This is a genomic window from Methanolacinia petrolearia DSM 11571 (genome assembly GCF_000147875.1).
Taxonomy (GTDB): domain Archaea; phylum Halobacteriota; class Methanomicrobia; order Methanomicrobiales; family Methanomicrobiaceae; genus Methanolacinia; species Methanolacinia petrolearia.
This window is the reverse complement of sequence record NC_014507.1, coordinates 1349089-1371157: the sequence shown is the minus strand read 5'-3', so window position 1 is coordinate 1371157 and position 22069 is coordinate 1349089. Positions and strand designations below refer to the sequence as shown.

General features: G+C 47.5%; 23 protein-coding genes. 17 read left to right on the top strand and 6 right to left on the bottom strand.

Annotated features, from left to right (window positions below):
• Nucleotides 1-212 precede the first annotated feature (212 nt).
• From MPET_RS06815 to MPET_RS06800, 4 genes are all read right to left on the bottom strand, one after another.
• On the bottom strand, nt 213-1532 hold the full coding sequence (locus tag MPET_RS06815; protein WP_013329281.1) for an NCS2 family permease: 1320 nt from the start codon (nt 1530-1532) through the stop codon (nt 213-215).
• Nucleotides 1533-1806: 274 nt separating this feature from the next.
• Nucleotides 1807-2430 carry a hypothetical protein gene (locus MPET_RS14475; protein ID WP_013329280.1) on the bottom strand — a complete coding sequence of 208 codons (624 nt, stop codon included), beginning with the start codon at nt 2428-2430 and terminating at the stop codon, nt 1807-1809.
• A 15-nt stretch (nt 2431-2445) separates the two neighbouring features.
• On the bottom strand, nt 2446-2958 hold the full coding sequence (locus tag MPET_RS06805; protein ID WP_013329279.1) for a ferredoxin-thioredoxin reductase catalytic domain-containing protein: 513 nt from the start codon (nt 2956-2958) through the stop codon (nt 2446-2448).
• The gene (locus MPET_RS06800) at nt 2948-3235 is read right to left on the bottom strand and encodes a glutaredoxin family protein (RefSeq protein WP_013329278.1); all 288 of its coding nucleotides are present in this window, start codon (nt 3233-3235) and stop codon (nt 2948-2950) included. Before MPET_RS06800 ends, MPET_RS06805 begins: the two co-directional genes overlap by 11 nt.
• A gap of 93 nt (nt 3236-3328) precedes the next feature.
• Here MPET_RS06800 and ftsA point away from each other — a divergent pair, with 93 nt between their 5' ends.
• Together ftsA and MPET_RS06790 are read left to right on the top strand one after the other, a co-directional pair.
• Nucleotides 3329-4684 carry a coenzyme F390 synthetase gene (ftsA, locus tag MPET_RS06795; RefSeq protein WP_013329277.1) on the top strand — a complete coding sequence of 452 codons (1356 nt, stop codon included), beginning with the start codon at nt 3329-3331 and terminating at the stop codon, nt 4682-4684.
• Between the two features lie 49 nt (nt 4685-4733).
• On the top strand, nt 4734-5651 hold the full coding sequence (locus tag MPET_RS06790) for an aldolase (protein WP_013329276.1): 918 nt from the start codon (nt 4734-4736) through the stop codon (nt 5649-5651).
• 50 nt (nt 5652-5701) lie between these two features.
• On the opposite strand, the gene MPET_RS06785 is transcribed toward MPET_RS06790, so the two are convergent.
• Nucleotides 5702-6466, bottom strand: a complete 765-nt coding sequence (locus tag MPET_RS06785; RefSeq protein WP_013329275.1) for an exodeoxyribonuclease III — start codon at nt 6464-6466, stop codon at nt 5702-5704.
• A 140-nt stretch (nt 6467-6606) separates the two neighbouring features.
• Here MPET_RS06785 and MPET_RS06780 point away from each other — a divergent pair, with 140 nt between their 5' ends.
• The gene (locus MPET_RS06780; protein ID WP_013329274.1) at nt 6607-7218 is read left to right on the top strand and encodes a phosphoribosylanthranilate isomerase; all 612 of its coding nucleotides are present in this window, start codon (nt 6607-6609) and stop codon (nt 7216-7218) included.
• On the opposite strand, the gene MPET_RS06775 is transcribed toward MPET_RS06780, so the two are convergent.
• Nucleotides 7208-7639 (bottom strand): hypothetical protein, encoded by a 432-nt coding sequence (locus MPET_RS06775; protein ID WP_013329273.1) that lies wholly within the window; start codon nt 7637-7639, stop codon nt 7208-7210. The genes MPET_RS06780 and MPET_RS06775 overlap by 11 nt on opposite strands.
• A 142-nt stretch (nt 7640-7781) precedes the next feature.
• On the opposite strand from MPET_RS06775, the gene MPET_RS06770 reads away from it, so the two are divergent.
• The 14 genes from MPET_RS06770 (at nt 7782) to MPET_RS14465 (ending at nt 21913) form a co-directional block, all read left to right on the top strand.
• Nucleotides 7782-8993, top strand: coding sequence for an NAD(P)-dependent malic enzyme (locus MPET_RS06770; protein ID WP_013329272.1), 1212 nt, complete (start codon nt 7782-7784; stop codon nt 8991-8993).
• Between the two features lie 259 nt (nt 8994-9252).
• Nucleotides 9253-9468 carry a Franean1_4349 family RiPP gene (locus MPET_RS06765; protein ID WP_013329271.1) on the top strand — a complete coding sequence of 72 codons (216 nt, stop codon included), beginning with the start codon at nt 9253-9255 and terminating at the stop codon, nt 9466-9468.
• Between the two features lie 276 nt (nt 9469-9744).
• Nucleotides 9745-9960, top strand: coding sequence for a Franean1_4349 family RiPP (locus MPET_RS06760; RefSeq protein WP_013329270.1), 216 nt, complete (start codon nt 9745-9747; stop codon nt 9958-9960).
• Nucleotides 9961-10070: 110 nt separating this feature from the next.
• On the top strand, nt 10071-11867 hold the full coding sequence (locus tag MPET_RS06755; RefSeq protein WP_013329269.1) for a RiPP maturation radical SAM C-methyltransferase: 1797 nt from the start codon (nt 10071-10073) through the stop codon (nt 11865-11867).
• Nucleotides 11868-11967: 100 nt separating this feature from the next.
• Nucleotides 11968-13206 carry a hypothetical protein gene (locus tag MPET_RS14470; protein WP_187287591.1) on the top strand — a complete coding sequence of 413 codons (1239 nt, stop codon included), beginning with the start codon at nt 11968-11970 and terminating at the stop codon, nt 13204-13206.
• Between the two features lie 135 nt (nt 13207-13341).
• The gene (locus MPET_RS06745) at nt 13342-13644 is read left to right on the top strand and encodes a ferritin family protein (RefSeq protein WP_013329267.1); all 303 of its coding nucleotides are present in this window, start codon (nt 13342-13344) and stop codon (nt 13642-13644) included.
• A gap of 86 nt (nt 13645-13730) precedes the next feature.
• Nucleotides 13731-14333 (top strand): 6-phospho-3-hexuloisomerase, encoded by a 603-nt coding sequence (hxlB, locus tag MPET_RS06740; RefSeq protein WP_013329266.1) that lies wholly within the window; start codon nt 13731-13733, stop codon nt 14331-14333.
• Nucleotides 14334-14345: 12 nt separating this feature from the next.
• Nucleotides 14346-15461, top strand: coding sequence for a pyridoxal phosphate-dependent aminotransferase (locus MPET_RS06735; RefSeq protein ID WP_013329265.1), 1116 nt, complete (start codon nt 14346-14348; stop codon nt 15459-15461).
• A gap of 10 nt (nt 15462-15471) precedes the next feature.
• Nucleotides 15472-16512 carry a M42 family metallopeptidase gene (locus tag MPET_RS06730; RefSeq protein ID WP_013329264.1) on the top strand — a complete coding sequence of 347 codons (1041 nt, stop codon included), beginning with the start codon at nt 15472-15474 and terminating at the stop codon, nt 16510-16512.
• A gap of 41 nt (nt 16513-16553) precedes the next feature.
• Nucleotides 16554-17042, top strand: a complete 489-nt coding sequence (locus MPET_RS06725; RefSeq protein ID WP_225353859.1) for a hypothetical protein — start codon at nt 16554-16556, stop codon at nt 17040-17042.
• Between the two features lie 159 nt (nt 17043-17201).
• Nucleotides 17202-18386, top strand: a complete 1185-nt coding sequence (locus MPET_RS06720; protein WP_013329262.1) for an argininosuccinate synthase — start codon at nt 17202-17204, stop codon at nt 18384-18386.
• Between the two features lie 57 nt (nt 18387-18443).
• A complete protein-coding gene (locus tag MPET_RS06715) occupies nt 18444-19253 on the top strand; it encodes a sulfite exporter TauE/SafE family protein (protein WP_013329261.1) in 810 nt (269 codons plus the stop codon).
• A gap of 97 nt (nt 19254-19350) precedes the next feature.
• Complete coding sequence (locus MPET_RS06710; RefSeq protein WP_013329260.1) at nt 19351-20145, top strand: FHA domain-containing protein; 795 nt, start codon at nt 19351-19353, stop codon at nt 20143-20145.
• Nucleotides 20146-20194: 49 nt separating this feature from the next.
• Nucleotides 20195-21913: a serine/threonine protein kinase gene (locus MPET_RS14465; RefSeq protein ID WP_013329259.1), complete on the top strand. Its 1719-nt coding sequence runs from the start codon at nt 20195-20197 to the stop codon at nt 21911-21913.
• Nucleotides 21914-22069 lie beyond the last annotated feature (156 nt).

The following is a 22069-nucleotide window of genomic DNA, read 5'->3' as shown; positions in this document are numbered from 1 at the left end:
AATTCAACAGCACGGGAGACCCTCACCGGTCTCCCGGGCGTGCCGTGAGAGAACTATCTTAAGGCAAGGCCCCTGGGCAGGGGCCGTCCGGCGGCATAGCCGCCGGTGCCGGGGTTGCCCAGCTAATATTTTAAAAAAATAGAAATCTGAACAGATGTGAGGATCTATCCTAAAATAATCCAGCAACGTGAAAACAACAAAAAAGAAAAAAATCAGTATGGATAGAAAATAAAGAACAGAAGACAAAGTGCAAACAAAACCCATGAATACGGATTTATATCCTCTTTTTTTCCTGCAAAGATCTTGAAGAGCGGATAGAGAACAAACCCGCTGCATATTCCCACCCCGATATTGTAAGTGAAACTCATGAGGATAATCACCGCGAATGCAGGAATCATCTCGCTGTAATCCGAGAAATCGATCCTCACCAGCGGCTGCATCATTATCAGCCCGACCATAATCATCGCAGGACCTGTTGCGGCCGAAGGAATCGCAATAAACAGGGGTGTTAAGAAGAGGGAAAATGCGAAAAGAATCGCTACAAAAATTGCAGTAAGTCCCGTTCGCCCTCCCGCAAGAATACCCGTCGCCGACTCCATGAACGCACCGCTCGTAGTCGTTCCTGCAAGCCCTGCAAATATATTCGAAAGAGCATCTGCAAGGAACGGTTTTTCTATATCCGGGAGGTTTCCTTTTTCATCCAGGAAACCCGCCTGTGCCGAGACCCCGATAAGTCCGCCCATCGTGTCGAGGAAGGCCATTGTGAATATCGTAAGGATCACCGCAAACATTCCCCAGGTAAGCGCACCGAAAATATCCAGCTGAAGGAATACCGGCGAGATATCCGGCGGAAGGCTGAATATCGCCTCCGGGTACGCCACCAGGCCGGATACGAACCCGATAAGAGAGACAATGATTATGCCGAAAAGGATCGATCCCCGGATCTTTCGAAGCTCCATCACCGAGATCAGGATGAAGCCGAAGACTGCAAGCATTACCTCCGGGCTGTTGAGATCTCCGACATGAACCGGTGCGGTCTCCGTTCCGAGTATTACAATCTTCGAGTTGACAAGTCCGACAAATGTAATGAATAGACCGATCCCTGCCGCGAAACTGTACTTGAGGCTCTCCGGGACCGCCTCGCACATGATCGTCCTTCCGCCCGCGATCGTAAGGATGGTCAAAAGAATTCCGCTTATGAAAACCGCCCCGAGTGCCGTCTGCCATGAATATCCCATAACCCCGCAGACCGTATAGGCTATGAAAGCGTTTTCACCCATATAAGGAGCGATTGCAAACGGGCGGTTTGCGTAGACCCCCATAATCACCGTTCCGAATATTGCCGTGATGATCGTAGCGGCAACGGCGGGACCGAACGGAATTCCGGCTGCGAGCAGGATTGCAGGGTTGACGACCATGATATATGCCATCGTCATAAAAGTGACGACACCTGCAGTAAATTCCGTTTTAATCGTTGTATTGTTATCTTTTAATTTGAAAAACCGGTAAACCAGATCTCGGCACGAGTCCATCCACAAAGATTTTTGACATAAGATAATAAAATTTGCTAAATTTAACTTTAATTAACAAAATAAATTGATAATTATCTACAAAATTTTTTGGAACTGGAAAAGGAGATCTAAAAGATCTTAATTTAAAAAGAGCTAAATTAAACAGTTCGGGGAACCCTTGCCGGTTCCCTGAGCGTGCCGTGAAAGAACTATCTTAAGGCAAGGCCCCCGGGCAGGGGCTGGTGGTGCCCGGGGTCGCCTGAGAAAGACACGAGACAGCAAAGAGCTAAAAAAATCAGATCCCCTTAATAATCCCCAAAAACTCCGCACATGTGCAGTGATTCCCGAGACGGCATATAGCAATCTTGTCGCAGGAGAAATTTACCGGGGGCTGTATCCTTTTAATTTTCCTGATATCCCCGTTGCCAATCGTAATATGCGGTGAAAAACTATCCCCGGTCTGTCTTGCGAGATAGTTCTCAGAATAATCGAGGGAAAAATCCGTAATCACTGACGGATCACCGGAGAAGCATTCGGGTGTCATCCCTTTGGAACTGAACTCTCCAAGTATTCCGGCGACGATCTCCTGTAATCCGGCAATCGCATCGTCCCTTACTATATCCATCCCGGATACCGAATCTCCATCCGAGCCTGCCACGACTGCATAGCCTTTGTAAACCGCATTATATGGAAGATACCCGGACACCGCCTCCGAAAGCCTTTCTTTGATACCCTCTATGCACGAAACACGAACCCTGCCCATGGAAAGCGAGATATGCGGAAGACAGGCGGAATCTCCCAAGTGTATGGAGTCATCCCCGGTTTTTTCGATAAGTCTCCTGTTCAGGCCGATAAAAAAATTGAGGCCCTCTCTTTCAGGTATCAGTGCGATATCGACTGCGCAATATTCGGAAATCATGAATCTCGGGATACTCTATCTCATGAATAGATCAAATCTCTTTTGATCCGCTCCGCATACCGGGCATTTTTCCGGGGGTTTGTTCCTTGCGCAGAGATATCCGCAGACATTGCACCTGTAAACCGGGTACGGCAGATTACCTGCAGAAGATGCCGCCACCGGAGCTCCTGTGTCTTTGCCGCGGGACTTCAGGTCTCTTCTCTCCGGGATGGCCGTCACGGGTTTTTCTCCATTCGAAATATCTTCATTGACATAAAGACCGCAGTAACAGCACCCGTATTCGGTTATATCGTCGTCCCGGTAATAGCACGGGCAGACGATATCCAGGTTCAGTTCCTTTTCTCCCAGTACCAGGCGGCACGGGCATGCCTCGAAACCGTAGCGTTCATCGTTTATAATCAATCCTTTGACCAGATCTTTGGCAAATTGCTCGTCGGGATTGAGAAAGTACCCGCCTCTCTTTGCATGGCGGAGGATCTCGTTGTACTTCAGATCGATCTCTTCCTGCGAGGGTTCTTTAATCTCCATTCAGCGCCTCCCGGATCTCTTCAAGTCTCGATCCCACTATCACTTTATCGCCGTTGATGACCATCGTGGGAAAAGAACCCGCCGGATTGTATTTTTTCATCTCGTCATAAAATATATTTAATTCATCTTCAGGGAGAAGATCGACGAAGATATACTTATATGCAACACCGAGTTCGTTCAGGAGCTCCTTCGTTTTTTTACAGTGAATGCAGGTGCTAAGGGCATAAAGAACGATCGAACCCTTATCCCTGCCTTCTACAACAGTCCATTCGGTCATAAAATCAACTACCTGTTTCTATATTCACTGATGGAATCCCAAAACCATTAAATTATCTGTAAACCACCACTTCCCAGTAAGATAGGCGAAATCATGGAATATTTCAGGCAGGATATCGAAACGCTCGTTCGCGGCGATCTGGATTCGCTCGTCGATGAAAGAGTCAGGAATACAGTCTCCTATGCGACAAAACATTCCCTTTTTTACAAAAAATGGTTCGACGAAAACAACATCAGGCCCGAATCCGTCAGGACGCACGAAGACCTTAGGGAGCTTCCGGTCATAAGCGGAAGGACGATCAGGGAGAACCAGCCCCCCGTATCACAGGAGTTCATGTTCCGGAGCGTCCCGTGGCCGGAAGTTTATACTATTCACGAAACCAGCGGCACCAGCGGAATGCCGAAATCTTTCTTTCTCACCTGGGACGACTGGAACAGGTACGCCGAGAAATACGCACGGATCTTCAAATCTCAGGGATTCGGGAAGGGCGACCGGATGACGGTCTGCGCCTCCTACGGGATGAACATCGGCGCGAACACCATGACACTCGCTGCACAGAAGACATCGGTCACTGTTATTCCCGAGGGAAAGTGTACCTTCCCCGTAAGAGTGATCAGGGACTACAAACCGACGATAATAGTCGGCTCGGTCTTCAAACTGCTGAGACTCGCGGACAAGATGAAAGAAGACGGCCTTAAGCCGGAAGAGTCAGGGATCAAACGACTCGTTATCGGCGGAGAGAGCTTCGCCCCGGAGTCGAGAGCATATCTCGACGAGATCTGGGAGATTGAATCGTACAATACCTACGGGAGCACCGAGGGTTCGATGTGTGGGGAATGTATGGAAATCGCCGGGCTTCATGTTCCCGAAGATCTGGTCCACGTGGATATCTACGATCACAATATGAGAAATTTCGTCCGGGACGGTGAGAAAGGCCGGATGGTTCTGACAACCCTTGTTCCCGAAGGAGAAAAGGCTGGAACAGTCCTGATAAATTACGATACCGAAGACCTGACACGGGTTTTATCCAGGGACCAGTGCCCGTGCGGGAGGACGCACATGAGGATCGAGAATCCGTGTCGCGAGGCGGAAAACGTCTACATTGCTGGAGTCCCCGTGAACCGCGTGGATATAGAGAGCTGCGTTTTTCAGCGGGAGAATATGGAATTTCTCACCGGCGAATACGAGGCGTTCCTGTACTGCGGTATAACCGAGGACGAGTGCATTCTGAGGATCAGCATGGAATGCACGAACCCGGAAGAATGCGACTTCGAACTTGTAAAAAACAACTTCACTGAGCATTTATTCGGGATCAGTCCTGCACTGGGCGAAAATTATGCCGACGGCGAACTCGACATCGTATTCAACTTCACCGGGAAAGGGGAACTCGAATTATACAGGCTGAAAAGCAGGCCCCGGCGACTTGTAGACCGAAGACAGGCGACCTGAAAAAATCAATCCAACAATCTTTATCTATTCCGGTTGAGCACGAATAAGTATGTCATTTACATACGAGATCGAAGTTCCGGCCGACGTTCCCGTGAGCGCGAAAGGGACGTATGTCGAGAACATGAAGATGATAACCCACGGAAGCGGGAATCTCATGCTCTTCGCAGGCGACCAGAAGGTCGAGCACCTCAACGACGATTTCTTCGGCAAGGATATCGCAACAGACGATGCATCACCCGAGCATCTGTTCAGGATCGCAAAAGAAGGAAGGATCGGTGTTTTCGCAACCCAGCTCGGCCTTATTGCAAAATACGGTAAGGACTACAGGGAGATCCCCTACCTTGTAAAGCTCAATTCCAAGACTCATCTTGTAAAGACGGACCAGAAGGATCCCCTCAGCCCGCAGCTCTATTCGATCGACCAGATCGTCAGGTTCCGCGACCAGACCGGCCTGGCAATTACAGGGGTGGGATATACGATCTATCTCGGTAGCGAATACGAGGGAGAGATGATCCGCGAAGCAGCACAGATCATCTACGAGGCTCACCAGCACGGTCTCATAGTCGTTCTTTGGATCTACCCGCGTGGAAAAGCCGTAAAGGACGAGAAGGACCCGCACCTGATCGCCGGCGCAGCAGGAGTCGCATCGGCCCTCGGTGCCGATTTCGTCAAGGTCAATGCCCCGAAGAAGGACGGAAGTTCGTCAGCGGAACTTATGAAAGAAGCCGTCGCGGCAGCAGGAAAAACGAAACTGGTCTGTGCAGGCGGTTCGAGTGTCTCGGGCGAGGATTTCCTCAAACAGCTCTACGACCAGATACACACCGGCGGCGCATCGGGGAATGCGACCGGAAGGAACATCCACCAGAAAACTCTCGACGAAGCGGTAAGGATGTGCAACGCAGTGTCGGCAATAACAATCGACAATGCAGAGATCGCGGCTGCATTAAAGATCTACAACAATCAATAATCTTTTTTTATCTCAGGCAGTTATTTCAATTTTATTTTGGAATTTTTAGTTTAGGATTTCAGTTCCAGCTCTACCGGACAGTGATCCGATCCTTCGACCTGCGAGAGTATCGAAGCCGATTTCACCCTGCCGGATATGCCGTCGCTGACGAAGAAATAATCAATTCTCCACCCTACATTTCTCTCGCGGGCTCCAGACTTGAGATCCCACCAGGAGTAATATCCTCCCTCGGATGTGAACATACGGAACGAGTCCTTAAAACCTGCATCAAGCAGCCGGTCGATCCATTTCCTTTCGATCTCAAGGAACCCGGAGACCTTCGAGTTCTCTTTAGGGCGTGCAAGGTCTATCTCTTTGTGGGCGGTATTCACATCCCCGCAGATTATTACGTTCTTCCCGGAATCCAGATCGCTTACGGCATGCCTCAGGCACTCTTCGTAAAAATCCATCTTGAACTGAAGCCTCTCCTTCGACATCTTGCCGTTCGGGAAATAGATATCGTAAAGATTGAAATCGCTGTATTCGGCGATAATTATCCTTCCCTCGCTGTCGAGCTCAGGGACGCCGAACCCGTAGCTGATGCTTTCAGGTTCGAAACGCGAGTACAGGGCGGTCCCGCTGTATCCTTTCCTTTCCGCGGAACTGAAATAAGAAAAATATCCTTTCGGGTGGCGGATCGAAGAGCTCAGCTGATCCTCGTGCGCCTTAGTCTCCTGGACGCAGAGAATGTCGGGCTGGTATTCGTTTACAAAATCCAGGAAACCTTTCTTCTCTACAGCCCTGAGCCCGTTTACATTCCATGACACCAGTTTCATAATATATGTCTCCCCTGATTGCCCAAGCCCGTTCCGGACAGGATTAGGATGACCGGACGCACTCTAACATAAAACCCGTTTGAATCCAATTATATTTTAATGGTTGGCTATATATTATTTTTAAAAAAATTCCGGCGGGGATGTTTTTGAGGGTTAAAATCTGCGGAATAACAAATACAAGTGATGCACTGTTCGCCGAGAGATCGGGTGCAGATGCAATAGGAGTCGTAATATCGGAAGAATCACCGAGATGCATAAGCACGGAAGATGCAAAGGAAATCTTTTCGGCACTCGGTCCGTTTACAGCCACAGTAATAGTCACACATACCAATTCACAGGATCTCCTCGACGAGATGGCGGCGGTAAATCCTTCGGCGATACAGGTCTCTGCCGATGTTAACAGACCGGAAGATTATCGCGGAAAGATGATCCGTGTTGCCGGTGCAGACGGGAAGATCCGCGAGGACTGCGATGCAATAATCATCGACCAGAGCCACGGGAAGGGGATTCCTTTCGATTATGAACATGCTGAAAAACTCATGAAATCGGCAACCAAACCCGTGATCCTCGCAGGGGGCCTCAACATGTCGAACGTACCGGCGGCGATAAGCAGGCTTCAGCCCTATGCCGTAGATGTCTGCTCGGGTGTGGAAAAATCCCCCGGGATCAAAGATCCGATGAAGGTACTTGAATTCCTGAAGGCGGCAGGGAAGATACCGGTAGTCAGGAAAAAAGAGAAGATCAGCCGATAACAGGGCCCGGCTCTTCGTCGACATCGAAATCTTCGAGAAACGGCATAAGCCCTTTTACATACCTGACCTTTTTATTTTCCGATGTAATCTCGCCGGTCGAGATTATCTTTATCTTCAGGGGAAACTCCGAGAGCCTGTTTTCAAAGGTCGGATCGTTTTCCATTCCGAATTTGATAAACTTTTCAACTTCTATAAACGGTCTCATATCTTCGTCATGGCCTGCAAAATCAACGAGATCCTTTTCATAAGTGGAGTTTTCCGCTAGTTCCTTTTCAAAATACAGGACAACGCGGATATCATAGAGATCGTGAATCTTTTTGAGATCGAGAAGATCCATATTCGCACCTTCACTGATCGATATTGAAGCGTACTTCTCCGTGTCCGTCTCCCCGGGGATGTTTTCGAATTTTTTCCTGTTCATAGCTACTCCAGTAGTTGGCGGTTTTTTATTTAAAACGTTTATGAAACAAAGGTTTACGTGATTTTCATTTATAATTAAGAACCCGCTCCGACCAACATAACTATAAACCGGAATCGTCATCTCATATAATTAGGAGGCAGGCATGCCGAACGGAGATGTATATCCTGATCTTGACAAGGAGTCTCTTGAACTTCATGAAAAAAACAGGGGAAAGATCGAGATAAAATGTAAAATTCCCCTCGAAACGAAATGGGATCTTTCGAGGGCTTACACCCCCGGAGTCGCAGCCGTATGCAGGGCGATTAAGAACGACCCCGAACTGGCCTATAAGTATACTCTCAAGGCAAACACCATTGCAATAGTAACCGACGGAACCGCCGTCCTCGGCCTCGGCGACATCGGCCCATCTGCCGCCATCCCTGTCATGGAGGGAAAAGCCGCATTATTCAAAAGATTCGCAGGCATAGACGCATTCCCGATCTGTTTTGAAAAGTCCGCCAACATCGCCTCGGAGATAAGAAACATCGCTTCGGTCTTCGGCGGGATCAACCTCGAGGATATCGCCGCCCCGAGATGCTTCGAGATCGAGGAGGCGCTTCAGGATCTTGGAATCCCCGTCATGCATGACGACCAGCACGGGACAGCCATCGCCGTGCTCGCCGGGCTTTTGAATGCATGCAGGGTAACAGGGAAAGAATTCGAAGACCTGAAGATCGTTGTCTCGGGTGCCGGTGCGGCAGGATATGCCGTCTCAAGGCTCCTCCGATGCATCGGATACAACCGCGACATCTGCACTTCGGTAAAGGAGATGATCGTATGCGACAGGCAGGGCATAATCCACAGGCAGAGACGAGGCCTCTACAACAATAAATACAAGTTCATACTGGCCGACGAGACCAATCATACGGGACGGGAAGGAACGCTCCCCGATGCCCTCGAAGGCGCCGATGTCTTCGTCGGTGTATCGGCACCGGGAATTTTGACAGGTGATATGATCCGCCTGATGAACGACGACCCGATCGTCTTCGCCATGGCAAACCCTGTTCCCGAGATCATGCCCGATGAAGCCAAAAGAGCGGGTGCAGCAATCGTCGCAACCGGCAGAAGCGATTTTGCCAACCAGATCAACAACGCACTCGTCTTCCCCGGAGTGTTCAGGGGAGCTCTCGATGCGCATGCAACTAAAATATCCGACGAGATGAAGATCGCCGCCGCCCATGCACTTGCGAATTACGTACGGCGGCCGACGAGGGAGCATATCATCCCGCGGGTTCTCGACAGGGAAGTTACAATTTCAATAGCCGAAGCGGTATGGGCATCGGCAGTCAAATGGGGCTATGCAAGGAGAGTCTGAGCTTAGAGGTCCCGTTGACATATAGTTGATCCATGATCATCCTATACCATTTTCCAGGATTTTCATCTGTTCAGGTGAACCTTGCCCTAAGATAGCCCTCTCACGGGACGCTCAGGGGACTGGCAAGGGTCCCTTAAGCTGTTGAATCTGTTTTTTTAAATTTTCCACGAAAAGCATGCGCTATCTGATTCCTCTCGTAATTACAGAATTTTTAAATATTATCTTCTATAAATTGAGAATAAATCGGAGGTGTAAACAAATGGCAACAGAAAAGGAAATGTATGAACTAATCGGACGTGCTGTTGCGGATGCAGAATTCCGCAAAAAATTAACAGCAAACCCGGAAGAAGCAGCAAAAGAAGCAGGATATATTCTCACAGACGAGCAACTGGCAGCACTTGAATCTGAAGATGCCAAAGGGATCGCAACAGTGCTCGAAGAAAGGTTCCCAAAATCATTTGGGAAACCTCTATAATGACAGACCATATGAATAAATTAAGAAAATCTTTCATCCAAAAATAATTATTATTTTATTAATCCGGTTTTACTGTTCTCTCCACCGGAATATTCAGGATATCCTTTGCAGGAATTGATTTGTTCTAAGCCTTCCCGACAATTCTGTAGTTGATTTATGATCTGATACATGGTGCGGAATATTTTCCATGAAAAAAATGAGCGATCTGATTCCTCTCTATTACAGAATAAATAAATAGCATCTTCTATAAAATAAGGATAAACTGGAGGTATAAAAATGGCAACAGAGAAGGAAATGTATGAACTAATCGGGCGTGCTGTTGCGGATGCAGAATTCCGCAAAAAATTAACAGCAAACCCGGAAGAAGCAGCAAGTGAAGCAGGATATACACTCACAAATGAGCAACTGGAAGCACTTAAATCTGAAGATGCCAAAGGGATCACAAAAGTTCTCGAAGAAAGATTCCCAAAATCACTTGGAATAGTCATATGACAGACCATATGAATAACTTAAAAAGATCTTTATTCTGAACATAATTATTATTTTAAAGATAAATTAACGTATAAACAAATTTATTCCTGATTTGACAGATAATAAATAATATGGATTTTGAAGGTCCTGGTGTAGCATTTATATATCCTCCGTTCAGTTTGATTGAAATCCCTCCCCTGGGTATTTCAATGTTCAAGAGTGCACTTTTAAAAGAGGGCATCGGATGCGACATTCACTATGTCAATCTCCTGCTTGATGAGGAGCTCGGACGACTACATGGCATGATTGCATCCACCACTCCCATAGAACTGATGCTTGGAGAATGGCTATTTGCCCCGTCGGCTTTCGGTGAAAATCCTGATGCGGATCTTGCATACCTGCAGGAAGTCCTGTGGAAAAAATACAAGGACGTATTTACTCCATTTATTGTAAAAGAATTGTTTGAAATCCGTGATCGACTACCCTCATTTCTGGACAAATTTGTTGAAGAAACGGACTGGTCCCGTTATGCAGTGGTTGGTTTCAGTTCGTCCTTTCAGCAGCATTGTGCTTCTCTTGCCCTGGCAAAACGAATCAAATCAAAGTTTCCTGAGATCCAAATACTCTTTGGCGGCGCCAACTGCTTCGGGACAAAGGGCGAAGCACTATGCCGCCTGTTCCCGTTCATTGATTATGTCTGTACAGGCGAAGGTGATGAGGCAGTCCCTAAACTGATCAAAACTCTTCTTAATGATGATCCTGTCCCGGAGATTCCCGGGGTAGTCTCCCGGAACTCTGGAAAAACCTGTGAAAGCGGCCTGGTTAAAGATCTGGATTGTCTCCCATTTCCGGATTATTCGGATTATTTCGATACACTGAAATCCGGCAGGAAACTGACTGATTTAGATATCAACATTCCCATCGAGACCTCACGCGGGTGCTGGTGGGGAGAAAAAAAGCAATGTACTTTTTGCGGATTCAATCCGAGGGGTATGCTCTTCCGTTGCAAATCACCTACGCGTGTTCTGGATGAAATACAATATGTACAGGATAACTACGGAAATAAGATCCATGTTGCAGACAATATCATGGCCCAACAGTACTTTCAGACTCTGCTACCTCAACTTGCCGATCAAAAAGGAATTAAATTTTTCTGGGAAGTTAAAGCGAGTCTCACCAGCGAACAGGTCAGGCTTCTGGCATGTGCAGGTATTACTGAATTACAGGTGGGTATCGAATCATTGAATGACAGCGTTCTCAGGCTGATGCAAAAGGGAACAAAACTCATACATAATATCCAGATTCTGAAATGGGGAAAACAGTTTGGCATTGATGTATCCTATAATATATTATGGGGGTTCCCCGGCGAAGACCCGAACGAATACGCGGCAATGATACAGTTTATTCCCAAAATCCGGCACCTGGCTCCTCCAAATAGCTACGGTCATATTCGTTTCGACCGCTTCAGCGCCTACTGGAAAGAACCTTCCAAATACGGGATCACCCGCCTTGTGCCTTCAAATGTATACAGGCATATATTTCATTCATTACCGGAAGACGATCTCTACGATATTGCCCACTACTTTGATGCTGAATACAACGATATATCAGAGATCTATGCGCAGGATCTGATTGCTGTCCTGAAGGAATGGAAATCCCGGACCGATGCCGTTCTGGACGTCTTTACTTCCGGAAAATCGATCACGATCAAGGACACCCGCAAAGGAACCATGAATGAATACAACTACAACGATCTTGCCGCCGATCTTTATCTTCAGTGCGATACAGCACAAACGATTCAGGCGCTTTTAAAGATGAATCGGGTGAGCAGGACCGGGATTCAGGCGGTCCTGGATCAGTTTGTCGCAGACGATCTGATGATATACTCGGGCGGGAAGTACCTGAGTCTGGGCGTCTTGCGTTCGTGAGAGCATAACTTCGGAATGATCATTTGCGTTATGGTATGGAAAAACAGGATTTGGTATGCCGGAAAAATCAATATTAAAACCACGTCAAATGCCTCACTCAATGGTTCGTTTTGAGCGAACCAGAAGAGGGGATACATACTATATACTGCACAATCCCGACAAAAGATCCTACCTTGCAATAGATGAAGAGAACTACTTTCTGTGGGAGATGATGAACGGGGAGCACAATCTCACGGATCTTGCAATTGCTTATTACCAGAGATTTGGATCACTGCCTTTGGAGAGGCTGGATACGCTCATACAACAGCTTGAAGAAAATCATTTAATTGAAACCCGGACCAAACCCGCTAATCCGGATACAGAGACCGGTTTTGTTCCTCTTCTCACAAATCTCGCTGACGGGACATACCAGCGTGAGTTTGACTGGAATCAGGCTGATAAATGGTTTACCAGGATTTATGAAAGTATCGGACACTTCTTTTTTACGAGGGCCGCTCTCTTTGCATTTATCCTGATTTCAGTTATCGGCATTATCTGTTTCATTATCCTGGAGCCGACGGAAGAGTTTCAACTGCTTACATTCAACGAGATATATAGTTACGGCCTGCTCATATTGATCCTATCCGGCTGGATAGTACTGTTTTGGCATGAGGCAGGACACGGCCTTGCCTGTAAATATTTCGGGCGCAAAATTCACAAAGCCGGATTGATGTTTTACTATGGCATGCCTACTTTTTTCGTTGATGTAAGCGATATGTGGATGTCCGGCCGGACTCCCCGTATAATGGTATCACTTGCCGGACCGATAGTTAATGTAATAATTGGAGGAATCATTTCAATTCTTGCCTTCGTTCTTCCTCCCTCAGACTATACAAAGGCATTGTTTCAGGCCGCATATATCACCTATCTGATTGCACTGCTGAACCTGAATCCTCTATTGGAACTTGACGGCTACTATTGCCTGATGGATCTCCTTGAGATGCCGCAATTACGCCGGAAATCATTTGATTTTCTAAAAACACAATTAGTGCCGAAGTTGCGCTCAGGAACCCGGTTCAACCGTGAAGAGATAATATACAGTACCTATAGTGTTCTCTCAATAGTGGTCACTGTCCTGATACTCGCGTTTGTACTGTATATCTGGGAAAATGAGCTTGGTCTGATGATTCACGACATTTTCACCGGACAGGATATTATGGTGGTCATTCTGCTTGGCGGGCTTACCGTGCTGGCCGGGAGTTCTCTTTTAATTGGATTTGGTGCACGTTTTATACTCTACTTATATCGCGTACATGATCGGATGCTAAAATCCGGAGAACAATGCGATCCTAAAAATTAAAACATAAATATTGCTAAATCCGGTCTGATCTAGAGAAAACGGTTAATGTACTAAAACCAACCAAAACAAACCTGCAATAAATTAATAAGAAATGCTCTCCATATAAGGACTTGTAACCATAGGAAAGTGATTAAAATGCCGGAATTTGGAAATCCTTTTGCAGGTCTCAAAAACGATCGCAAGCTTACCCCCGACGAACTGATAAGAGCAATCAGGTTCATGGTCTCGGCAGAGTACGAAGCAATACAGCTCTACGTTCAGCTTGCCGAATCCACGGACAACGAATTGGCAAAGGCAGTACTGCTCGATATTGCTGATGAAGAGAAAGTGCATGCCGGAGAGTTCCTCCGCCTTCTGCGCGAACTGGCCCCCGACGAGGAAGGATTCTACAAAGAGGGTTATGAAGAAGTCGAAGAAGAGATTGAAAAACTGAAATAAACTCTTTTTTACCGGAATCGATCTCGTCGATCCAAAGAAAATAACTCCATAAACCACTATAACTAAGTAACCGTACTGGTGGTTATATGTCCGAATGCAAAACAGTAGAAGATATGATCCGTCTCATGAGCACCAAGATAGAAGAGATGGCCGATTCCATCTCCGACCAGGAGGTAGACCTGTTTATCGATGAAATCCTGAAGGCAAACAGGATCTATGTAATGGGTGCCGGAAGATCCGGGCTTGTCGCAAAGGCCTTTGCCATGAGACTGATGCACCTTGGACTTAAGTCCTATGTCATCGGCGAGACGATCACTCCCGCCATGGAAAAGGGGGATATGATAGTCGCGTTCTCCGGATCGGGGGAGACGAAGACTATCGCGGAGCTCTGCGAGACTGCAAAAACGCTCGGGGGCAGGATATGTCTCGTAACATCCAAGTCCGATTCCAGGATCGGCAGGATATCCGACTGCACGGTTGTCCTTGAGAGCCACAGGGATTATATCCGGGACGAATCGTCGGAGTTCGAGATCAAGCAGATGAAAGGCGAACTCAAATCCTTCGCCCCTCTCGGGACGTTATTCGAGACCGGTGCGATGATCTTCGCCGACTCGATTATCTCGGCGATTATGATCATACTCAATTGCGAGGAGAAGGATCTCAAGGGAAGACATGCCAACATCGAATGAAGGAGAAAGGAGATGAAAGTTGAGATGAAGAACAATCTTTTTTCCGAAAGAGTCCTGGGAATAGAGATGTCCGGCATCAGGAAATTCTTCCAGAAGGCCAAACCCGGTTCGATCAACCTCGGGATCGGCCAGCCGGATTTCCCTACCCCCGAACATATCAAAATTGCGGGAATAAAGGCGATCGAGGACAACCTGACGGGATATACTTTCAATACCGGCGTTCCTGAACTCAGGGAGGCGATCTCGGCCAAGTTTAAGAGAGAGAACGGGCTCGTATATTCGCCGGACCAGATCATTGTAACCGGAGGAGCGGGCGAGGCCCTTCATATCGCCATGGAGTCTCTCGTTGACAACGGGGATCGCGTTCTTTATCCTGATCCCGGATTCGTATCATACAGGGAATGCGCAGTCCTTGCGGGAGGGATACCCGGGGGAATACCCGTGGACGAAAGCCTGCATATAAAGACCGAAGTGTGCAAAGAGATGCTCGACGGGGCGAAGGTCATGGTGCTCAACTCCCCGGCAAACCCCACCGGGGCGGTGGAGGATCGTGAAACCATCCGTGACCTCGTCGAATATGCCGATGATGCCGGGGTGACCGTGATCTCGGACGAGGTCTACGAGCACTTCATATACGACAAGGAGCATACGAGTGCCGCACTCTTCGGCGACAACGTGGTCACGATAAATGCAGCGAGCAAGACCTTCTCGATGACAGGCTGGAGGATCGGTTTTGTTGCAGCAGAACAGGAACTGATCGACCAGATGATCAAGGTCCACCAGTACTGCCTTACCTGTGCGACATCCATATCCCAGTACGCGGCCCTTGCAGGGTACACCGGAACGAACGAATGTGTCCATGAGATGAAATCCGAATATGCGGCAAGAAGGGATCTGCTTTACAACGGCCTGAAAGATCTCGGATTCGAGTTTCCCAAACCCGAGGGGGCGTTCTACATGTTCGTCCCTATGGAGACGGAGATGCAATACAAGATCCTCGACGCAGGCGTCGTTATAATCCCGGGCGATGCGTTCGGTAAGAATGCCGTTGACTATGCACGTTTCAGCTACGCGGCATCGAGAGATGATATCACTGAAGCACTTAAGAGAATAGAGAGTATAATTTAGGTGAAGATTTATGGTAAAAGAATTACTTGGAAAACTTTCAGACGCTCACGGCCTCTCGGCAAGCGAGGGAAATGTCAGGGCAATAATCAGGGAGGAGCTCGACGGCTTTGTCGATGAGATCTACGAGGACAAGATGGGCAATCTGGTTGCGGTCAAAAAAGGCGACGATTTCAGGATCATGATCGCATCGCACATGGACGAGATCGGCTTCATGGTCCAGTATATCGACGAGAAAGGCTTTATCAAATTCGTCCCCATCGGCGGCTGGTACAATCCCGTCGCATATACCCAGAGGGTCATTCTTCACGGTAAGAAAGGGCAGGTCACCGGTGTTATCGGTGCAAAGCCGCCCCATGTGATGACTCCCGAGGACAGGAAGAAAGAGATTAAGACCGATGATATGTTCATAGACGTTGGTGCAACGAGCGAGAAGGAAGTAAACGAACTCGGGATCGAGATCGGAACGTCGATCACCATCGACAGGGAATACAAACTTCTTGCAAACAACAGGCTCACCGGAAAGGCGCTCGACAACAGGGTCGGCGTCGCAATGCTCATAGAGACCCTGAAGCAGGCCAAATCACCGCATACGATATACGGCGTCTTTACAGTCCAGGAAGAAGTCGGCCTGAAGGGAGCGAAGGTCAGCGCATTCGCCCTCAAACCCGACTGTGCAATCGCGACCGACGTAACCATCTCGGGCGATCACCCCGGGATCACGAAGAAGGAAGCCTCCGTAGAGATGGGAAAAGGGCCGGTGCTTGCACTGGTAAGTGCAGCAGGACGTGGCATTATGTCCGATCCCAAAGTTACCGAATGGCTGAGGAAGACCGCAGAATCGAATAAGATCCCTCTCCAGCTGGAAGTCGGAGACGGCGGAAATACGGATGCAACGATCATCCATCTTGTAAGAGACGGTATTCCCAGCATTCCATTCCAGATCGCGACAAGGTATATCCACTCTCCAATCGAGGTTGTGGACCTGACTGATGTAGAAGAAGGCATAAAGCTGCTGGTTGCAGCACTGAAAACAAAGCCTGCCTTCAACTGACTTTAAAAAATTAAATATATTTTTAAGACATTCTCATGGATATGAGAATGAGAGTTGTTTTTATTCTTCTGGTGATTATGTCGGCAATGACATTTTGTGCTGCATGTACAGGTACGGATTCCGGTCCGGCGGAGGGCACGACTGCTGCTACGACCGAGCCCACAGTGACTGCCGAGGCAACGACAGGACAGCCTACAGATATGATCCCCGAACCGACGACGCTACCTGACAACAAATACCAGGTCAATGTACAGGTAAACAAGGACCCGGTCTACGGTACGATTACCGCCATATTCAGGGGAGGTCTCGGGCAGAATTTCATACAGTCGATTGTCGTGGATGTCTACTATCCTGACGGGAGTCATGAATCAAAGGAGCTTGGCAATGCGGTCGGCGACCAGGTAGAGTTCCCCGGAAACCAAAAAATCCAGGACAGGGTAAAGGTTACGGTCAACTTCATGGGAGTAATCGGATCTTACGTAATCTACGACAGTCTTGTCCCGGAGAAAGCCGTAATCCCGAATTCCTGAAAATTCAAAAATTACTTCTTTTAAAGCACCATTATATTGTTGTAAATCAAAATTATGATGACATATAGTGGTGATAAATATCCTGAATCTCCTGTAGATTTCAAATTTTTGCATGATTTCAGGCCTTATTAACACTATATACAAAATCGGGAGACCAATATGGGAAAAGGTAAAATTGTGCTGGCTTTTTCAGGAGGCCTTGATACATCAATCTGTGTGCCGCTTTTAAAAGAAGAATACGGCTATGACGAAGTCATTACAGTCGCAGTCGACGTGGGTCAGCCGGAAGAGGATATAAAGAAGGCGACAGACAAAGGGCATCTGATTGCCGACAAGCATTTTACTATCGATATAAAGGATAAATTCGTTGAAGAGCAGCTCTTTCCGACTATTAAAGCCAATGGCTCGTACGAAGGATATCCTATGGGCACTGCACTTGCAAGGCCGCTAATCGCGGAAGAAATAGTGAAGATCGCGAAAAAAGAGGGCGCTAATGCAGTAGCGCACGGCTGCACAGGCAAGGGAAACGATCAGCTCAGGTTCGATTTCATCTTCAGGGGAGCAGGACTTGATATTGTGGCCCCGATGAGGGAGATGAACCTTACAAGAGAATGGGAGATGGATTATGCTGAGAAGCATAAAATCCCGGTGCCTGTTGTAAAGGACAAACCCTATTCGGTCGACGAGAACTGCTGGAGCAGGAGCATCGAGGGAGGAAGACTTGAAGACCCGTCCTTCCACCCGCCAAACGACATCTATGAGTGGACCGTCTCGCCGGAAGAGGCGCCGGACACACCGGAAGAGATTACCATAGAGTTCGAAAAAGGTATTCCGGTCGCACTTAACGGAAAGAGAATGAAAGGCTACGATCTCATCCTTGCCGTAAACAAAGTTGCAGGCAAGCACGGGATCGGCAGGAACGATATGATCGAGGACAGGATCCTCGGCTTAAAGGCCCGCGAGGTCTACGAGCATCCCGCCGCGACCGTTCTCATCGCCGCCCATTCGGATCTCGAAAGGCTGGTCCTCAGCAGGCAGGAACTCTCGTTCAAGAACATCGTCGATGAAAAATGGTCCGAACTCGGTTACATGGGACTGATCCACGAACCGTTGTTTGCTGCTCTAACCGCATTCATCAACAAGACGCAGGAGAGAGTGAACGGTAAAGTCGATATGAAACTTTACAAAGGCAAAGCCACCGTTACCGGAAGAAGCTCGCCTGATGCACTTTATTCCGGCGATCTCGTCTCGTTTGAGAGCAAGACTATAGACCAGAAGGATTCGATCGGTTTCTCATCTTTCTTCGGATTCCAGGCAAGAATCTGGAAGAACCTTAAGAAATAATTTTTTACCATAGACCAATATTACAAATATCGTCCCCTCTGCGGAACAGAGATTCATATGACACCTGAAGTGATAGTGTTCATCGTAATAATCGCATTCATCGTCGGGATGATCGCATCAATCCTCGGGATCGGCGGGGGTACGCTGAACGTTCCCGTGCTGATACTTGTCTTTTCATTCGACCAGATTACTGCAATCGCTCTCTCCCTGACTATAGGTGTTGCAATATCTTTTACTTCGATGGTAAATTATGCATGGCAGCAGAGAATACTCTATAAAACGGCACTGTTCCTTGGGGTTCCTGCTGTCGGGGTATCGGTACTGTCGGTTCTCGTCTCAATATCGCTGCCTGTAATAACACTTAAGCTGATTTTAATCGCCATACTCCTTGTTATTGCATCGACTCTTCTCAAGCCGGATCTGATCTCCCTCCCGGAAATAAAGAAGGGCCCGGAGTATCATGACGGCTGTAAGAACAGGTACGGCGATGAGTTCTCCGGCGATTTTCATGCACTGCATATGATCACCTGGGGAAGCAGCGGAGGGCTTTTGAACGGTCTGACGGGTCTAGGCGGTGGAAGCATAAATGTTCCTGCAATGATCGCTGCAAAAATTCCCCCGCATTATGCGACTGCGACTTCAACAATGGTCGTGTTTCTTGCATGTATGGCGGCCTCGATCATGCACGCGGAGCTCGGCAATATTCATTCTCTGGGTTTTCTGGCATTGTACATCACCGGGGCCGTATGCGGTGCGGTTGCAGGCACGAGATATGCACGGAAACTTAGGAGCAGTCAGTTGTCATTCGGTTTTGGGCTTTTCCTGATATTCGTATGCATCATTATGGCCATAAATCTTTTTCTCTGATCGCCGGACAGGCCTGATTTCAGATTAAAAAAATCCGATTTAATCTCAACAGTTATTTTAAAGATATATTTTCAACAAAATAAATAGTATCAGATATATGAAATTCCACAAAATCCGGTCGCATGAGGCGGAGTCCGGGGATGTTACGCTGGAGGATCATGCAGAACCCGGCCTGCTTGAGGAGCTCCTGGAATACCTCCAGGCAATATCAAATCCTGTAAGGCTCGAGATCATCACTTTTATCGAAAGAGGTCCAAAATCCGTCAGGGAGATTGCAAACCATATCAACTCCAATTACGACAATACAAAAAAGCACATAGACCGGCTGCTGAATGCCGGGATTATCAGGAAAGAGCCGGGAATAGGAAAAGAGACATCAAGGGGGGCGCTTCCGGTCTGGAAATATTCTCTTATGTACGGCGGGATCGAATCGATTATCCGGAACCTGAATTCGTTTTCAAATCTCGACCTGAAGATTATCAGTGACAAGGCAATGGAGGCCATTGAAATTTTAAATGAAAACCTGTCGGGATCGGCCGGGAACGAGCCTTATCTGCAGATCCTTGGAGGAGACGACGACAAGAAGGTATTTCCGGTCATATCGCCGGTTACAAAGATCGGCAGGACGACCGGGAACCGGATTTTTGAAGAAGACAAATGTTCCGTAATACTCTCCGGGTCATATCTTTCGGTTACGAGAATAAGCGGAGTACATGCGGAGATTCAAAGACACGGTACGCAGTATATATTCTCAGACCCGGGGAGCACCAACGGTTCTTATATCAATTATAAGCCTGTAATAAAGGGAGAATCAATAATCCTCTCCGACGGGGATATTATCGATCTCGGCAGGGGACAGACACGTGCAAGACTGATTTTTCATATGGACTGACGGTCATATAACCTATAAAAAAGAAATAATTTATGTAAAGGTGAACGGATTGAGAAAAAAATGCCTTGCACTATTTTTGTTATTTGTCTTTTTTCTCGTAATTTCGCCTGTAGATGCAGAATTTGAATATCCGGTAAATGACAGCACAAACGGCACTTTAACCGTCACTATCGTATCACCGGATGAATTACTTCCGGATGATTACAATAGTACCGTGGTTCATATCGGGTCCGATCGGGGCAGCATGATCATCTTTGAAAATCCTTTTCTAGATGGAATAAATAACAATGGTTCGGGGAATTTTAGTATTGTCACCGTTTATTCGGGCGATTACCCGCAATTTGCTGAAGATACATCTCCGCTGAATACAATATCCTACGATCTCTGGTATTCCGACGAGATGGATGCATTTCTGTTTTTCCTGATAATATCGCTGATCGTATCGGGAATTCTCTCCATTATTCCTGCGAAGCAGAAACCGGATCAGGCAGGCAAACCCGAACCTTTTGAGAGAAATCTTATCGCGGCAGGTCATTTCGCAATTTTCGTTCTGCTGTCCCTTCTCACCGCTCATATGATCTCCACCTCATACAGCATGTTTGCCTATTATGAAAACGGGCTGTTTGTGTATCTCGGACTTATTGCATCGCTTGTCTATACCGGTGCATCCTCTCTCATGCTTTCGATTATAATCATGAGATACGGGCGGAAGGGATATACCGGTCATGTGCACTGCATCGTGCTGTTAATCTCATTTTTATTTTATTTCGAGTGTTTATTATCCGGCAATCAGGGATTGTTCGGGATGATCGTCATATTCATACCGACACTGCTGCTGCTGTCACTGGTGCTTATGGCAGTCTCCAGACTCTGGTCGTCCCGGCTTCCGCAGGCTGAAAATAAATCTCCTGAAAATGAGAAAACCCTATATAACAAAGAAGACCGGGACAGGCAGTATATTTCATTATTCCCCCGCGAACTTTACGAGAAATACGGAAATATTTCCATAGCAGGGACCGGCGGAGCAGCGATCGTTTTCAGGGCAGAAAGAGAAAGCGACAGGAAGATTGTTGCACTCAAAATCCCGATATCCAGGGATGAGATTGCAGGAAAATCGTTCATCAGGGAGATCTCGGTATGGAAGACACTGAAGCATGAGAACATCGTCGAGATCTATTCGGCAAATATCTTCCCTGCGCCATATATCGAAATGGAATACCTCAACAGGAACCTCGCGTCTCTTGCGTTTCCTCTGCCGGTACAAAAGACACTCTCCATCATCACCGGCATTGCCGAAGGCCTGGAATATGCTCATGCAATGGGAATCGTCCATCACGATATAAAACCCAACAATATACTTCTTGATGACAAGGACACCCCGAAGATCACCGACTGGGGCCTCAGCAAAACGATTGCAGACAACTTCGAGTCTTCGAACATAGGATTCTCTCTTGTCTATGCTGCACCGGAACAGCTGTTCCCTTCAAGATTCGGAAAACCCGGAACCAGGACCGATATCTACCAGACCGGAGTGCTCTTTTATGAACTCCTTACCGGTGAAAAGCCCTTTAAGGTGGATATAATCGAGGAGATGCTCTCGGGCGAGGATAAAGACAGTATCGTTCCGGTCTCGGAGATCCTTGGCGATGCTTCTTATGCCGATCTTGACAGGATTATTATGAGATGTCTTAAGAGAGACCCGGAACAAAGATATCCTGATATTAAAAGTTTCCAGAAGGATTTGAAAGAGATTTCAGTAAAACTGTGAAGAGGGATATACAGTTCCTCCGTATTTTCCCTGCGGCCGGTTCTTTTAAAGATCACCGGATTGTAAAGTAAAACTTAAATAAACCCGAAATTCTGCGAAAACCCTGATTTTCAACATCCACACAGAAGCCCTGTATTCCACGATCTCCTGCCTGCA